At 73.9% G+C, this 16535-nt stretch carries 10 protein-coding genes; 7 read left to right on the top strand and 3 right to left on the bottom strand.

Annotated elements, in window-relative coordinates; all coding sequences use genetic code 11:
- Nucleotides 1–230 precede the first annotated feature (230 nt).
- Nucleotides 231–1463: an MFS transporter gene (locus ACFVT2_RS42170; protein WP_390027495.1), complete on the top strand. Its 1233-nt coding sequence runs from the start codon at nt 231–233 to the stop codon at nt 1461–1463.
- Nucleotides 1464–1495: 32 nt separating this feature from the next.
- On the opposite strand, the gene ACFVT2_RS42165 is transcribed toward ACFVT2_RS42170, so the two are convergent.
- Nucleotides 1496–3250, bottom strand: a complete 1755-nt coding sequence (locus tag ACFVT2_RS42165; protein ID WP_390027492.1) for an NAD+ synthase — start codon at nt 3248–3250, stop codon at nt 1496–1498.
- A 146-nt stretch (nt 3251–3396) separates the two neighbouring features.
- Complete coding sequence (locus ACFVT2_RS42160; protein WP_390027490.1) at nt 3397–5394, bottom strand: multicopper oxidase family protein; 1998 nt, start codon at nt 5392–5394, stop codon at nt 3397–3399.
- Nucleotides 5395–6001: 607 nt separating this feature from the next.
- On the opposite strand from ACFVT2_RS42160, the gene ACFVT2_RS42155 reads away from it, so the two are divergent.
- The 4 genes from ACFVT2_RS42155 (at nt 6002) to ACFVT2_RS42140 (ending at nt 12308) form a co-directional block, all read left to right on the top strand.
- On the top strand, nt 6002–6712 hold the full coding sequence (locus ACFVT2_RS42155) for a DUF998 domain-containing protein (protein WP_390027498.1): 711 nt from the start codon (nt 6002–6004) through the stop codon (nt 6710–6712).
- A complete protein-coding gene (locus ACFVT2_RS42150; protein ID WP_390027487.1) occupies nt 6709–7560 on the top strand; it encodes an alpha/beta fold hydrolase in 852 nt (283 codons plus the stop codon). Before ACFVT2_RS42155 ends, ACFVT2_RS42150 begins: the two co-directional genes overlap by 4 nt.
- Nucleotides 7561–7868: 308 nt before the next feature.
- The gene (glnA, locus tag ACFVT2_RS42145) at nt 7869–9230 is read left to right on the top strand and encodes a type I glutamate--ammonia ligase (protein WP_390027485.1); all 1362 of its coding nucleotides are present in this window, start codon (nt 7869–7871) and stop codon (nt 9228–9230) included.
- Between the two features lie 54 nt (nt 9231–9284).
- On the top strand, nt 9285–12308 hold the full coding sequence (locus ACFVT2_RS42140) for a bifunctional [glutamine synthetase] adenylyltransferase/[glutamine synthetase]-adenylyl-L-tyrosine phosphorylase (protein ID WP_390027482.1): 3024 nt from the start codon (nt 9285–9287) through the stop codon (nt 12306–12308).
- 100 nt (nt 12309–12408) lie between these two features.
- Here the strand turns inward: ACFVT2_RS42140 and ACFVT2_RS42135 are convergent, their stop codons facing one another.
- A complete protein-coding gene (locus ACFVT2_RS42135; protein ID WP_390027479.1) occupies nt 12409–13035 on the bottom strand; it encodes a TetR/AcrR family transcriptional regulator in 627 nt (208 codons plus the stop codon).
- Between the two features lie 180 nt (nt 13036–13215).
- On the opposite strand from ACFVT2_RS42135, the gene ACFVT2_RS42130 reads away from it, so the two are divergent.
- Together ACFVT2_RS42130 and ACFVT2_RS42125 are read left to right on the top strand one after the other, a co-directional pair.
- Nucleotides 13216–14760, top strand: a complete 1545-nt coding sequence (locus tag ACFVT2_RS42130) for an APC family permease (protein ID WP_390027477.1) — start codon at nt 13216–13218, stop codon at nt 14758–14760.
- 79 nt (nt 14761–14839) lie between these two features.
- Nucleotides 14840–16498, top strand: a complete 1659-nt coding sequence (locus ACFVT2_RS42125; RefSeq protein WP_390027474.1) for an amidohydrolase — start codon at nt 14840–14842, stop codon at nt 16496–16498.
- Nucleotides 16499–16535 lie beyond the last annotated feature (37 nt).

Raw genomic sequence — 16535 nt, 5'->3', positions numbered from 1 at the left:
CGGCCGGGCGGCGCCCCCCTTTATGTGCTGTCCGCGGCCGGCCCCCCGCCCCCCCGTACGTACCCCGGCGGGGGGCGGACGGCCACACCGGCCGTCCGCCCGACGCGGGCTTTTCACGTCCCGTTTTCACGTCGGAATACTGAGCCTGGGACACTTTGTTCCGAAAGCGAACTTAGACTCCGCGCACCGCACCGCACCGCACCGCGCACCCCCACCCCGAAAGGTCCTCCATGCCTTTGGCTCTGCTCGCGCTCGCGATCTCGGCCTTCGGTATCGGCACCACCGAATTCGTGATGATGGGCCTGCTGCCCGACGTCGCGGACGATCTGGGCACCTCCGTGCCCACCGCCGGCTACCTCGTCTCCGCCTACGCCCTCGGCGTCGTCATCGGCGCACCCCTCCTGACCGCCCTCGGCTCCCGCGTCCCCCGCAGGCGGATGCTGGTCGCGCTGATGGCGGTCTTCACGGTCGGCAACCTCGCCTCCGCCCTGGCCCCCACCTTCGGCCTGCTGATCGCCGGCCGGCTGCTGGCCGGCCTCCCGCACGGCGCGTTCTTCGGCGTGGGTGCGGTGGTCGCCGCCCGCCTGGTGCGCGAGGGCCGTCAGGCCCGCGCGGTGGCCACCATGTTCCTCGGCCTGACCATCGCCAACATCGTCGGCGTGCCCGCGGCCACCCTGCTCGGCCAGCACCTCGGCTGGCGCGCCACCTTCCTCGTCGTGGCCGCCATCGGCCTGGTCGCGATGGCCTCCCTGGCCCGGCTGATCCCGCCGCTGCCGGCCGAGGCGCACACCGGACTGGGCCGCGAACTGCGCGCCCTCGGCGACCGCCAGGTGCTGCTCGGCCTGCTCACCACCGTCTTCGGCTTCGCCGGGATCTTCGCCGTCTACAGCTACCTGGCCTCGATGATGACCGAGGTCACCGGCTTCGCCGCCGGCTCGGTCCCGCTGGTCCTCGCCCTCTTCGGCATCGGCATGACGCTCGGCGCGCTGGCCGCCGGCCCGCTCACCGACCGGGCACTGCGCCCCACCCTCTACGGATCCCTCGGCGCGCTCGCCCTGATCCTGGCGGCCTTCCACTTCGCCGCTCCGGTGAAGTGGGCGGCGCTGGTCGGCGTGGTCCTCATCGGCGCCACCGGCTTCCTGACCACCACACCGCTGCAGATGCTGGTGATGAACAAGGCGCAGCAGGCGCCCACCCTGGCCGCCGCCTCCAACCAGTCCGCGTTCAACCTGGCCAACGCGGGCGGTGCCTGGATCGGCGGGCTGGTCCTCTCGGCGGGCTGGGGCTGGACCTCGCCCACCCTGGCCGGCGCCGTCCTGGCCGCCGCCGGCCTGGTGGTGGCGTTGGTGGCCGGGCTGTTGGACCGAGGCGCCCTTGACGTTTCCCGGATCGTGGCGCGCGGCGGGGACGACGAACCGGCGCCGGCGGACGGGCCCGCGGTGGCGGACGCCGTCGGCCGTTAGGACCTGCCCGGTGGATCAGGGTCGGACCGGCCCTAGGACCCCTCTCGCCAGTGGTTCGTGATCGGTAGCCGCCGGTCCTTCCCGAAGCCCTTGGCGGAGATCTTGGTGCCCGGCGGGTACTGCCGGCGCTTGTACTCGGCGCGGTCCACCATCCGCAGCACCCGGGTCACCAGCGCCCCGTCGAAGCCCTGCGCCACGATCTCCTCGCGGCCCCGGTCGCGGTCGACGTACAGCTCCAGGATCCGGTCCAGCACCGCGTAGTCCGGCAGTGAGTCGGTGTCGACCTGGCCGGGCCGCAGCTCGGCGCTGGGCGGCTTGCTGATCGAGTGCTCGGGGATCGGCGGGGTCTGGCCGCGTTCGGCGGCGGCTTCGTTGCGCCAGCGCGCCAGCTCGTAGATGACGGTCTTGTAGACGTCCTTGATCGGGCCGTAGCCGCCGACCGAGTCGCCGTAGAGCGTCGAATAGCCGCATGCCAGCTCGGACTTGTTGCCCGGCGCGAGGACCAGGTGGCCCTCCTGGTTGGAGAGCGCCATCAGGGCCGTGCCGCGCAGCCGCGCCTGGAGGTTCTCCTCGGCGAGCCCGGTCAGCCCCAGCGTTGCCATGTAGGCGTCGAACATCGGGCCGATCGGCACCGTGCGGAAGTGCAGCCCGGTGCGGCGGGCCAGTTCGGCGGCGTCGCCGACGGAGTGCTCGCTGGAGTAGCGCGAGGGCATCGCGACCGCGTGCACCTGCTCGGCGCCGACCGCGTCGCAGGCCAGCGCGGCGACCAGCGCGGAGTCGATCCCGCCGGACAGCCCGAGCAGCACGCTGCGGAAGCCGTTCTTGGCGACGTAGGCGCGCAGCCCGACGACCAGGGCGGTGTAGATCTCCTCCAGGTCGCCGAGGCGCTCGGCCTGCCCACCGAGGGTCTGCGGCGGGTACGGCGGCAGGAGGTCGGCGGAGAGCGCGATGTGGTCCACCCGCAGCCCGTCGTCCAGCACTCCGGACGGCGGTTCCGGCGCGGCGGCGGGCAACTCCAGATCGACCAGCACGCACCCCTCGGCGAACTGCGGGGCCCGCGCGATCACCCCGCCGTCCTTGTCGACGACGATCGAGTCGCCGTCGAAGACCAGCTCGTCCTGCCCGCCCATCATCGCCAGGTAGGCGGTGGTGCAGCCGGCCTCCTGGGCCCGCTTGCGGACCAGCTCCAGCCGGGTGTCGTCCTTGTCCCGCTCGTACGGCGAGGCGTTGACGGACAGCAGCAGCCCGGCGCCGGCGCTGCGCGTGGCGGGCACCCGGCCGCCCTCCTGCCACAGGTCCTCGCAGATGGCCAGCGCCACGTCGATGCCGTGGACCCGGACGACCGGCAGGGTGTCACCGGGGACGAAGTAGCGGAACTCGTCGAAGACGCCGTAGTTGGGGAGGTGGTGCTTGGCGAAGGTGAGCGCGACCGTGCCGCGGTGCAGCACCGCCGCCGCGTTCTGCGGGGCGCCGGCCGGCCGGCCGTAGCGGGGCAGCGCCTGCGCGCAGCGGTCGAGGTAGCCGACGACGACCGGGACGTCGCCCAGCCCCTCCGCGGCCAGCCGGGCGGCCAGCGCGGTCAGTGCCGCCCGGCTCGCCTCGACGAACGACGGGCGCAGCGCGAGGTCTTCGACGGGGTAGCCGGTCAGTGCCATCTCGGGGAACGCGACGAGGTGCGCGCCCTGGCCGGCGGCGTGCCGGGTCCAGTGCACGATCGTCTCGGCGTTCCGGGTGAGGTCGCCGACGCAGGAATCGATCTGATTGAGGGCGAGACGAAGTTGAGGCACCCCGCCAGTCTAATCGTCTTTCTGACGCAATGGGGGTGTGTGACGGCGCGCGGCGGCCCCCTGTGACGGTGTTACAGGGGGCCGCGAGGGGGCGGAGACGCCTCCGGCCGGCCCGGTGGAGCACACCGGGACGGCCGGAGCGGCGGTCACTTCCGCAGGTAGCCGAGGACCGTCATCATCCCGGACTCCGAGTGGTAGATGTTGTGGCAGTGCAGCATCCACAGCCCCGGGTTGTCGGCGTCGAAGTCGACCGCGAGGCGCTGATTGGGCCGCACGATCGCGGTGTCCTTGCGCGGCCCGCCGTCGGGGAGCGTGAAGCTGTGCCCGTGCAGGTGCACCGGGTGCCACATCGTGGTGCCGTTGCGGAACACCATCCGCACCCGCTCGCCCTCCCGGATCGGATAGCGCTGTGACGGGGTGTACGGCTGCCCGTTGAACGCCCAGTCGAAGCGCGCCATGTTGCCGGTGAGCTTCATGTTCAGGACGCGGTCCGGCTGCCGTCTCCGGGCCCGTACGCTCTCGTCCGCCCGGAGCAGGTCCGCGGTCGTCAGCCGCCCCTCCAGCTCCTTGGGGTGGGCCGAGGTGTCCGGCGCCCGGCCGCCCGTGGTGCGCAGCACGGCCAGCGCGCTCTTGCCCCGGCCCTTGCCGTCGGCGACGGCGACCAGCGGGAAGACCCCGGACCCGGCGGTGACCAGGACGTCGTAGCGCTCGGCCATGCCGACGAGCAGCTGCTCGGCGCGAGCGTGCTCCACCGGGTTGCCGTCGGTGTGCGTCACGGTCATGTGGTGGCCGCCCAGCGCCACCCGGTAGGCGGTGTCGCCGCCGGCGTTGATGAAGCGGATCCGGATCCGGTCGCCGGGCCGGGCCCGGAAGGTGTCCGGGTCCTTCTTCGTGCGGCCGTTGATGAGGTGGAAGGGGTAGTTCACGTTGCCCGGCATGCTGCCCAGCACGTTGCTGTGGGCGCTGTTCCCCAGGAGTCGGGACGGCCCGTTGTGGCCGTGCCCGGGGCCGTCGTCGCGGCGTGCGCCGCGGCTCGCCCGTGCCGTGGCCATGGACGCCGCACCGGCGACCGCACCGGCGTTCATGCCGTGCAGGGGCAGGTTGCCCAGGCCGACTCTGTTCAGGCTCTTGTTCGCCATGCCCAGGCCCAGGTCGCTCAGGTTCGAACCGCTCACGTCGGGGACGAGCTTGTCGAGGTCCACGTCCGGGAGGACCGGGGGCACCCAGCTGGGTTCCGCCGTCCCACTGCCGTTACTGGTGCGGCTGTTGTGGTCGCGGTGCTTGACGTTGCCCTTGCTGGTGTTCTTGCTGTGACTGTCGTTGCTCGTGCTGTGGCCGTTGCTGTGACTGCTGTTGCTGTTGCTGTGAGCCGCGCCGTGGCCGCCATGGCCCGGCCCCTGGTCATGACCGTTGTCGTGCATGTCTCCGTGGTCGGAGCCGCTGTTCCCGTGCATGGAGCCCCGGCCGTGGTTCAACTCGTTCAGCACGGCGTCCGGGTTGCTGCCGTCCACCCCGTCGAGCCAGTCGTCCAGGACGACGACCCACTCGTGGTCGTACTCCAGCGGCTCCCTGGGGTCGTCGACGATCAGTGGGGCGTAGAGCCCGTGGTCCTGCTGGACGCCGACGTGCGGATGCATCCAGTAGGTACCGGGTTGGGTGACCCGGAAGTGGTAGTGGAAGGAGTCGCCGGGTCTGATCGCGCGCTGGGTGACGTCGGGGACGCCGTCCATGTCGTTGCGCAGCGCCAGCCCGTGCCAGTGCAGCGTGGTCGACTGCGGCAGGCTGTTGACGAAGTTCATCGACACGGTGTCGCCCGCGGTGAGCCGGATAACGTCGCCCGGCAGCCGGTCCCCGTACACCCAGGTGTCGACGGTCCGGCTGCCGAGGTCGATCCGGGCTTTCCGAGCCTCGACGTGCAGCCGGCGCACCTGCCCGGAGGAGCCGCGCTGGCGCTCGGCCTCGGCGACCTCCGGGCCGTACGGGTCGACGTAGCGGCCGCTGCTGGAGCGGTTGTCGTCGCGCCGGGCGTCCGGGCGGGAGGTCGCGCCGGCGGTGCCGGCGGACGAGGCCAGCAGGCCGCCGCCGGCGGCCGCGATCCCCGCGCCCAGAAGGGCGCGGCGGGAGTGTGTGGGAAGGGAATCCATGGGTTGAGCACCTCTGGCGATGTCGGGGACGGGGGAGCGAGGGCGACCGCGGACTCCGGCAGGTGTGGGGATCCCCCGGCCCGATGGGGGTCACCTCGGACGTCGGACGGACGGAGGTGGGGCCGGGGGTGTCGGAGGCCCTGAGGCGGCCGGGTGTGCTCCTGGGCACTCAGCCGGCGGTCGGGCGAGGCGTGGCCGACGCGGCGGCCGGGGATATCGGCCAGGGCCCGTGCAACGGGCGGCCGCGCCGCGCGGCGGCCGTGCGGTGTTCACCCATCGCGGACCTCTCGACGACCGGAGACCTGGGGTCCGTCCGGTGGATCACGGCCGGGGCCCATCCGACCCTGATCCACCGGACAGACCCGAGGACGCACCCTTGCTCCTGGGGCACCGACCCCGGAGGTGGCCCATCGCGCCGCGCTCGCCGCGTCCGGTGGACCATCTGCCTATTCTTGGCTTTCCCGCGCCCCCGGCGTATCCGGCATTCCGGACGCGCCGTCGGGACCACCCGAACACCAGGATGTCCGTGCGCCCGACCCGACCCGCCCCCGGCACCGCGGCCCCCTCCGGGGCAGGCGGCTCCACCGGAGCGGCTGCCGCCGCGGTCGTGCTGCTGCTCGGCGCGCTCGCCTACACCGCCTGGGTGCTGGAGCTGGTGCTCGCCACGGGGCTGGACCCGGTGCGGGCGTACGTCAGCGAGCTGGCCGCCGCCGACCAGCCGCTGGGCGGGCTGTTCCGCGCCACCGACCTGGTCGCCGGGCTGCTGGTGCTGGCCGGCGCGCTGACCGCGCTCGCCACTACGGAGCGCCGGCCCTGGACGGTGGCCGGCTTCTCCGCCCTGGCCCTCTTCGGCGCCGCCACCGCGCTGGACTCCCGACTGCCGCTGAGCTGCGCACCCACCGGCGACCCGGTGTGCGCCGCCCGGGAGACCGCCGGACTGGTCCCGGCCACCCACACCGCGCACGCCGTCAGCAGCACGCTGGCCATGCTCGGTGCGTTGGCCGCGCTGGTCCTGCTGACCGTCGCGGCCCGCCGGTACGGCCACTGGCCCGCGCTCGCCCGCCTCGGCCCGCCGCTGGTGCTGGCCGAACTCGCGGCCACCCTCTGGACGCTGGCCGAGGTCGCCGTCCTCACCGCGGGCCGGGACACCTGGGCGCTCGGCGTCGGCCAGCGCCTCCAGGTGCTGCTGGTCGCGCTCTACGTCGCCCTGCTCGCCGGCTGCGTGGCCCGAAACGCCCGCCGCGGCGCCCCGGTCGAAGCCCAGGACCCCCCGGTGCAACCACCGGCTCCCCCGGACCCACCGCGAGGAGAACCATGACCCCCCGCCCCACCCCCGGCCGGATGGTGCGCGTCGGCGGGCTGCCGCTGCACGTGCTGAGCGAGGGCGGCGGCCCCGTCGTGGTGCTCAGCGGCGGCCTCGGCATGGCCTGGTTCGACTGGGACGCGGTCGCCGAGCTGCTCGTCCCGCACCGCACCGTCGTCCGCTTCGACCGCCCCGGCCTGGGCCTGAGCGCGCCGGCCGCGGCGCCGCCCGACCTCGCCGGCGAGGCGGACCGGATCGCCGCCCTCCTGGACGCCCTCGGCCACCGGGCGCCGGCCACCGTCGTCGGCCACTCCCTCGCCGGCTTCCACGCCGAGGCGTTCGCCCGACTGCACCCCGCCCGCTGCGCCGGTCTGGTGCTGGTCGACGGCAGTATCGAGGAGGACCCCCGGCCCCGGCTGCCGCGGGCGGTCCGCGCCGCCTGGGCGCGGGGGGCGGCCGGCGCGCTCTCCGCGGCCGGGCTGCCGCAGCTCCTCGGCCCCGTCGCCCGTCGCCTGATCACCCGCGCCGGGACGGTGGGCCGCCACCCGCAGCACAGCTGGGCACGCGCCGGCTACCGCACCAGCCGGGTGCTGCGGGCCTGCGCCCTGGAGAACGCCGGCTACCCCTACCAGGCCGCCGACCTGGTCGCACTGCGCCGCCACCGCCCGATGCCGGCCGTCCCGGTCGCCGTCCTGGCGGCGTACGACGGCAGCGAGTCCGCGGGCGAGCTGCGGTGGCTGGAGCGGCAGCGGGCGCTCGCCGGCACGCTGGGCGGCCGCTTCACGGTCGCCGCCCCGGCCGGCCACCTGGTCATGGCCGATACGCCGGCGGCGGTGGCGCGGGCGGTGCTGGACCTGCGCTGAGGGCGCCTCGGCGGCGGCGCGCACCGGCCGAACACGGCCGAACGGAGCGCTCAATACCGGGTCAACAGGGGTTCACGGAGCGTCCAAGACTGGGCCAAGGCCCTCGCTCTGCGCGCCGCCGGGCACCGACCCTGGTCGCGGCGGGGAGGATGCGGGAAGGATCCGAGGAGGGGGTCACGGGTCGGCAGTTCTGATTCAGGCCAAGGGTGCGTAATGTGACGGTAACCCGCTGACGTGATACTGGTGGGCCGGAACGCGATGATCCCCGCGCGTGGACAGGCCGAATGACCTGCAAGGATTGGTGAACCATGGACAAGCAGCAGGAGTTTGTGCTCCGGACGTTGGAAGAGCGTGACATCCGCTTCGTCCGACTGTGGTTCACCGACGTCCTCGGGTTCCTTAAGTCTGTGGCGGTGGCTCCGGCCGAGCTGGAGCAGGCATTCGACGAGGGCATCGGCTTCGACGGCTCCGCGATCGAGGGCTTCGCCCGCGTCTACGAGTCCGACATGATCGCCAAGCCCGACCCCGGCACCTTCCAGATCCTGCCGTGGCGCGCCGAGGCCCCGGGCACCGCCCGGATGTTCTGCGACATCCTGATGCCGGACGGCTCGCCCTCGTACGCCGACCCGCGGTTCGTCCTCAAGCGCATCCTGGCCAAGACCTCCGACCTCGGTTTCACCTTCTACACCCACCCCGAGATCGAGTTCTTCCTGCTCAAGGACAAGCCGGTGGACGGCTCCCGGCCGATCCCCGGCGACTCCTCCGGCTACTTCGACCACACCCCGCAGAACGTGGGCATGGACTTCCGCCGCCAGGCGATCACCATGCTGGAGTCGATGGGCATCTCGGTGGAGTTCAGCCACCACGAGGGCGCCCCCGGCCAGCAGGAGATCGACCTGCGCTACGCCGACGCGCTCTCCACCGCCGACAACATCATGACCTTCCGGCTGGTGATGAAGCAGGTCGCGCTGGAGCAGGGCGTCCAGGCCACCTTCATGCCCAAGCCGTTCTCGGAGTACCCGGGTTCGGGCATGCACACCCACCTCTCCCTCTTCGAGGGCGACCGCAACGCCTTCCACGAGTCGGGCGCCGAGTACCAGCTCTCCAAGGTGGGACGCTCCTTCATCGCCGGCCTGCTCCGGCACGCCGGCGAGATCTCCGCCGTCACCAACCAGTGGGTCAACTCCTACAAGCGCATCTGGGGCGGCGCCAACCGCACCGCGGGCGCCGGCGGCGAGGCCCCCTCGTACATCTGCTGGGGCCACAACAACCGCTCCGCGCTGATCCGCGTCCCGATGTACAAGCCCGGCAAGATGGGCTCCACCCGCGTCGAGGTCCGCTCCGTCGACTCCGGCGCCAACCCCTACCTCGCCTACGCGGTCCTGCTCGCGGCCGGCCTCAAGGGCATCGAGGAGGGCTACGAGCTCCCGGCCGGCGCCGACGACGACGTGTGGGCGCTGTCCGACTCCGAGCGCCGGGCGATGGGCATCGAGCCACTGCCGCAGAACCTCGGCGAGGCCATCACCCTGATGGAGCGCAGCGAACTGCTCGCCGAGACCCTCGGCGAGCACGTCTTCGACTTCTTCCTGCGCAACAAGAAGCAGGAGTGGGAGGAGTACCGGTCGGAGGTCACCGCCTTCGAGCTGCGGAAGATGCTGCCGGTGCTCTGAGCGGCGGACCCGCGCGCCCGTGTCCGAGCCGACCCGCCACCGAGAGGCCGCCCCATGGCACTACCCGCTCCGCAGGGACGGCGGAGCAGCGCCTTCACCCGGCTGCTGAGGCACGGTTTCACCGACCCCTCGGCGGCCGGCACGCTGCTCGACGCTCCCGAACTCGCCTCCGTACGCGACGATTCGGTGCTCCTCGAAGCGCTCGGTGGCACGTCCGACCCCGACCTGGCGCTGCGCGGCCTGGTCCGGTTGGTGGAGGCGCAGGAGTCGGCGGAGCGGCAGGAGCTGCTGGCCACCATCGCCGCCGCCAAGCCGCTGCGCGACCGGCTGCTCGGCGTACTGGGCGCGTCCGAGGCGCTCGGCGACCATCTGGTCCGGCACCCGGGGGACTGGCGGTCGCTGGTCACCTACGAGTCGGTCGATCTGCACCCCACCACCCCGGAGTTCGAGCAGGCGCTCGCCGAGGGCGTCTGGGGCGAGCGGGGCGCCGACCGGCCGCGGGCGGACGCGCTGCGCGCCGCGTACCGCCGCTGCCTGCTGGGCATCGCGGCCCGCGACGTGTGCGGCACCACCGACGTCGCGGAGGCCGCGGCGGAACTCGCCGACCTGGCCACCGCCACCGTCCGCGCCGCCCTGGAGATCGCCTACGAGGAGCAGCCCGGCGACGCCGCGCAGTGCCGGCTGGCGGTCATCGGAATGGGCAAGTGCGGCGGCCGGGAACTGAACTACGTCTCCGACGTGGACGTCATCTACGTCGCCGAACCCCGGGAGGGCGCCGAGGAGGCCAAGGCGCTCCAGGCCGCGACCCGGCTCGCCTCCCGGATGATGCGGCTCTGCTCGGACAGCACCGTCGAGGGCACCATCTGGCCGGTGGACGCCAATCTGCGCCCCGAGGGCCGCAACGGGCCGCTGGTGCGCACCCTGTCCAGCCACCTCGCCTACTACCAGCGGTGGGCCAAGACCTGGGAGTTCCAGGCACTGCTCAAGGCCCGCCCGATGGCCGGCGACCTGGCGCTGGGCCAGGAGTACGTCGACGCGCTGTCCCCGATGGTGTGGGGCGTCGCCGAGCGGGACAACTTCGTCACCGACGTCCGCCAGATGCGCCGCCGGGTGGTGGAGAACATCCCCGCCGCCCAGGTCGACCGGGAGCTCAAACTCGGCCCGGGTGGACTGCGGGACGTCGAATTCGCCGTCCAACTGCTCCAGTTGGTGCACGGCCGCACGGACGCCACGCTGCGCAGCGCCACCACCCTGGACGCCCTGGCGGCGCTCGCGGCCGGCGGCTACGTGGGCCGCCAGGACACCGCCGCGCTCGACGCCGCCTACCGCTTCCTGCGCACCCTGGAGCACCGGATCCAGCTGTTCCGGCTGCGCCGCACCCACCTGATGCCCGAGGACGAGTCCGAACTCCGGCGCCTGGCACGGTCGTTGGGGCTGCGCACCGAGCCGGTCGAATCGCTGCGCCGGGAGTGGAAGTGGCACGCCCGCGAGGTGCGCCGGCTGCACGAGAAGTTGTTCTACCGGCCGCTGCTGGACGCCGTCGCCCACCTGGAGCCCGGTGAGGCCCGGCTGTCCGCGAAGGCCGCCGGGCACCGCCTGGAGGCCCTCGGCTACGCCGACCCGGTCGCCGCGCTGCGGCACCTGGAGGCGCTGGCGTCCGGGGTGAGCCGCAAGGCGGCGATCCAGCGGACGCTGCTGCCGGTGCTGCTCGGCTGGTTCGCGGACTCCGCCGACCCGGACGCCGGCCTGCTCGGCTTCCGCAAGGTCTCCGACGCGCTCGGCAAGACCCCCTGGTACCTGCGGTTGCTGCGTGACGAGGGCGCCGCCGCGGAGAACCTCGCCCGGGTGCTGTCGGCCGGCCGGCTCGCCCCCGACCTGCTGCTGCGCGCCCCCGAGGCGGTCGCCCTGCTCGGTGCCGCCGACGGGCTCCTGCCGCGCGGCCGGGCCGCCCTGGAGCAGGAGGTGCTGGCCGCGGTCGGCCGCGCGGACGGGGCCGAGGCGGCGGTGGCGGTGGCCCGTGGGGTGCGCCGCCGGGAGCTGTTCCGGACCGCCGCGGCGGACGTCATCGGCGCGTACGGCACCGAGTCCAGTCCGGCCGACACCGATCACGGCCACGCGGTGGACGCGGTCGGCTCGACGGTCTCCGACGTCAACGCGGCCACCCTCGCCGGCGCCCTGCGGGCCGCGGTCCGCGAACGCTGGGGCGACACCCTGCCCACCCGGTTCACGGTGATCGGCATGGGCCGCTTCGGCGGCCACGAGCTGAGCTACGGCTCGGACGCCGATGTGCTGTTCGTCCACGAACCCCGCGAGGGCGCCGACGAACAGGAGGCCGCCAAGGCCGCCCACGCGATCGCCAACGAGATGCGGCGACTGCTCCAACTCCCTTCCGCAGACCCGCCGTTGCTCATCGACGCGGACCTGCGCCCGGAGGGCCGGTCGGGTCCGCTGGTGCGCTCCCTCGCCTCGTACGCGGCGTACTACCGGCGCTGGTCGCTGGTGTGGGAGGCGCAGGCGCTGCTGCGTGCCGAGCCGGTGGCCGGCGACGTGGAGCTGGGGCAGCGGTTCGTCGAGCTGATCGATCCGCTGCGCTATCCGGCCGAGGGCCTGGGCGAGGACGCGGTCCGCGAGATCCGCCGACTCAAGGCCCGGATGGAGTCCGAGCGGCTGCCCCGCGGTGCGGACCCCACCACGCACGCCAAGTTGGGCCGCGGCGGCCTGAGCGACGTGGAGTGGACGGTCCAGCTGATGCAGATGCGGCACGGCTGGGAGCTGCCCGGTCTGCGCACCACCCGGACCCGCGACGCGCTGGCCGCCGCGCACGCCGCCGGGCTGATCGGCACCGACGACGCCCGGACGCTGGACGAGGCGTGGGTGCTGGCGGCGCGGGTGCGCAACGCGGTGATGCTGGTGCGCGGCCGCCCCGGGGACACCTTCCCGGCGGACGGTCGGGAGCTGGCGGCGGTCGGCCGTTACCTCGGCTACGAGGAAGGGCACGTCGGGGACATGGTCGACGACTACCGGCGAATCACCAGGCGGGCGCGCGCCGTCGTCGAGGAGCTGTTCTACGGGGCCTGATGAGGGGCCTGATACGGGTCCTGATGCGGGGCTCGCTACGGGTCTCGCTCTACGGGTCTGGTCTCGCTCTACGGGTCTCGTTCTACGGGTCCGGGGCCGGCTACCGCGCGTCGCGGTCCGTCGCGCCGGCCAGCAGCGCCCGTAGGTGCGCCAGGTACCCGGCCAGGGTCAGTTCGAACGCGGCGTCGGCGCGGTCCGGACCGGTCGCGTCCTGGGCCGCCGCCAGCCGCGGCGCGTCGGCCTCGCCGGAGACCTCCCACATGGGCTCCGGCGCCGACATGTCCAGCGCCGAGCCGAGCACGAGGTTGTCCAGGCCGGTGATCACCGCCATCACCCTCTCCGGGGCGAAGCCCGCGTCCAGCAGCAGCCCGGCCGCCCGGTCGTAGTGGGCGAGCACCTTCGGCGCGCGGACCGGTGAGGTCATCAGCATCGGAATGGTCCGCGGATGGGCGGCGAACGCGGCGCGGTAGGAGCGGGCCCAGGCGGCGAGCGCCGTGTCCCAGCGGGCGTCGCCCAGGGTGTCGGGGTCGATCGCGTCGGTGACCCGCTCCCGCAGCAGCTCGATCACCCCGGCCCGGCCGTCCACGTGGTGGTACACCGAGGCGGTCTGCACACCGAGCCGCCGGGCCACCTCCGGGACGCTGAAGTCGCCCTTCTCGTCGACGAGTTCGAGCGCGGTCGCGCCGATCCGCGCCCGGTCCAGCAGGGCCTTCCGCGGCCGCCCCATGGTGCCCCCTCCCGGCGAAAGACCCTGTCGGAGGGTCTTCCCGAAATCGTACGGCGGGGGGTACGGTCCACAAACCGAAAGGCTTTAGGTTTCTCTCTCTCCGCGGTCACCCTGCCGTCACACCCCCGTACGCGCACGGCCGCTCCCCTCCCCGTCCGGTCGCAGAAGGGCAACCGAGCCATGGCCGTAGAGTCCGGGTCCCGCAACGGGGCGCCGCAGCAGACCGCACCCCCGCCCGACGCAGCCGCCGCCACGCTGCGCCGCGGCACCCTCGGCGTCGCCGACATCGCCTTCTTCGTCATCTCCGCCGCCGCCCCGCTCACGGTGATGGCCGGCACCTCCCCGATCGCCCTCGGCGCCGGCGGCCTCGGCGCCCCGGTCGGCTACGTCCTGGCCGGCGCCACCCTGGCCCTGTTCGCGGTGGGCTTCACCACCATGGCCCGGCACGTCCGCAACGGCGGCGGCTTCTACGCCTTCATCACCCGCGGCCTGGGCCGCCCGGCCGGCTTCGGCGCCGCCACCCTGGCACTGCTCGCCTACAACGGCATGCAGATCGGCGTCTACGGCCTGCTCGCCACCGCCACCCAGGACGCCCTCAAGGCGTTCTGGGGCATCCACGTCCCCTGGCCGCCGATCGCCGTCGCCGGCGTCGCCGTCATCTGGTTCCTCGGCTACCGCAGCATCGACTTCGGCGCCAAGGTGCTGGGCGTCCTGCTGGTCGCCGAGACCGGCATCCTCGTCCTGCTCGCCGGCGGCGTCCTGCTGCACGGCGGCGCGCACGGCCTGGCCCTGGACTCCTTCACCCCGCAGCACGTCCTGGTCCCCGGCACCGGCGCGGTCCTCGCCTTCGCCTTCGCCGCCTTCACCGGCTTCGAGTCCACCGCCATCTACCGCCACGAGGCCCGCAACCCCCGGCGCACCATCCCCCGCGCCACCTACATCGCGGTCGCCTTCCTCGGCCTCTTCTACGCCTTCACGATCTGGATCGTCATCCAGGCGTACGGCGCCGACCGGATCGTCAAGGCCGCCCTGGCGGACCCCGCGGGCCTCTTCTTCACCGCCACCACCCGCTACGTGGGCAGTTGGGCCGCCGACCTGATGCACCTGTTCATCATTACGAGCATCCTTGCCTCACAACTGGCCTTCCACAACGCCATCAACCGCTACGGCCTGGCCATGGCCAACGAGGGCGTACTGCCCCCCGTCCTCGGCCGGGTCCACCCGCGCCACCTCTCCCCGTACGCCGCCGGCGCCCTCCAGAGCGTCCTCGCGGTGCTGGTCGTCCTCGGCTTCGCGCTGGCCGGCGCCGACCCGTACACCCAGCTGCTGCTGTGGATGAACACCCCCGGCATGCTGGGCCTGCTGGTGCTCCAGGCGCTGACCGCGATCGCCGTACCGCTCTACTTCCGCCGCTTCCGGCACCAAGAGGGCGCCCTGCGCACCCAGATCACGCCGATCGCCGCCACGGTGTTGATGCTCGGCGCGCTGTGGTTGGTCATCGCCAAGATCGACATCATGACCGGCGCCGGCCTCACCACCAACGCCGCCCTGGTCCTGGCCGTCCCGGCCGCCTTCGCCGCCGGCCTCCTCCTCGCCCGCCGGGTACGCCGCACCCGCCCCGCGGTCTACGCGGGCTTCGCCGCCGAACCCGACGAGGAGCCGGAAGCACCGACCGCACCGGACCCGTCCGGCGCCCCGCCCGCGGAGGCCACCGCCCGCGGCTGAACCGCCGACCCGCCCCGGGGCCGATCCTCCCTGGGGCCGGCCCCCGGCCCCACCACCCGCCCCGCACCGAGGAGTTCCCGTGCCGTCCACCCCGCCCACCCCCACCGGCGGCCCGCTCACCGCCGCCGACACCGTCCTCACCGGCGCCCGGGTCCGCACCCTCGACCCCGCCCGCCCCTGGGCCGAGGCCGTCGCCCTCAAGGACGGGCGGATCGCCGCGGTCGGCGACGCGGCGGACGTACGGCACTGGCGCGGCGCCACCACCGAGGTCATCGACCTGGCCGGCGCCACCCTCGTCCCCGGCCTCACGGACGGTCACAGCCACCCCGTCTGGGGCGTCGAGATGGCCAACGGCCTCGACCTGACCGCCGTCCGCGACCTCGACGCCCTGCGCGCGGCACTGGCCACCGCCGCCCGCGCGCTGCCCCCGGGCACCTGGCTCACCGGCTGGGGACTGGACCACAACGTCTTCGGCGACCGGCCCGTCCACCGCGAACTGATCGAGGACGCCCTGGCCGGCGCCCCCGCCTTCCTCCGCCTCTACGACGGCCACTCGGCGCTGGCCAGCGGCCGGGCCCTGGACGCCGCCGGGATCACCGGGCCGCGGGCCTTCGCCCAGCGCGCCAGCGTGGTCTGCGACGCCGCCGGCCGTCCCACCGGGCACCTCGTCGAGCACGCCGCGATGAACCTGGTGCTGCCCGCCATGCCCCGCCCCTCCGTCGCCGACCGTCGCGCCCGGCTGCTCGGCCTGCTCCGCGAGATGGCCGCGGCCGGCCTCACCGGCGCCCACGTCATGGACCTGGAGGACGACGACGCCCCCGAACTCCTCACCGCCATCGAGGAGGACGGTCACCTCCCGGTCCGGCTGCGGCTCGCCCCCTGGTGCATGCCCGGCATCGGCACCGACGGCCTGGACCACCTGATCGCCCTGCAACGCCGAGCCGGCCGGCACTGGCGGATCGGCGGCGTGAAGTTCTTCATGGACGGCACCGTCGAGGGCGGCACCGCCTGGCTGGAGCGCCCCGACTGCCACGGCCAGGGCACCGACGCCTTCTGGCCGGACCCCGCCGCCTACACCCACGCCGTCCACCACCTCGACCGGGCCGGGGTGCGCACCGCCACCCACGCCATCGGCGACGCCGCGGTCCGCCATGTCCTGGACACCGTCGAACTGCTCGGCGTCGACCGCCCCGGCGCCCGTTACCGACACCGCATCGAGCACATCGAGACCGTCCCGGACTCCCAGCTGCCGCGGTTCGCCCGGCTCGGCGTCGCCGCCTCCATGCAGCCCACCCACACCCACTACACCCGCGCCGACCACACCGACGCCTGGTCCCGGCGGGTCGGCACGGAGCGGGCCGGCCGGGCCTGGCGCTGCCGCGACCTACGGGACGCCGGCGCCGTCCTGGTCCTCGGCTCGGACTGGCCGATCGCCCACCACGACCCCCGCCAGGTCCTGGCCACCGCCCGGCTGCGGCGCCCCGCGGGCCACCGCGAGGTCGCGCCGGTCACCCCCGACCAGGCCCTGACCGGACTCCAGGCACTGGAGGGCCTGACCTCGCACGCCGCCCGCGCGGTCGGCGAGGAGTCCGAGGCCGGCCGGATCGCGCCCGGCTTCCGCGCCGACCTGACCGCGTTGGCCGTCGACCCGGTCACCGTCCCGGCCGACGAACTGGCCACCGCTCCGGTCCGCCTGACCATGACCGGCGGGCACCTCACCCACCGCGCGGAACGCTGACCACGAGCGGCAGCGAGCGCCCGCCTAGGTGGAGCAG

It is taken from the genome of Streptomyces sp. NPDC058000, from assembly GCF_042886435.1.
Classification (GTDB): Bacteria; Actinomycetota; Actinomycetes; order Streptomycetales; family Streptomycetaceae; genus Streptomyces.
This window is presented reverse-complemented; position numbering and strand designations above follow the sequence as displayed.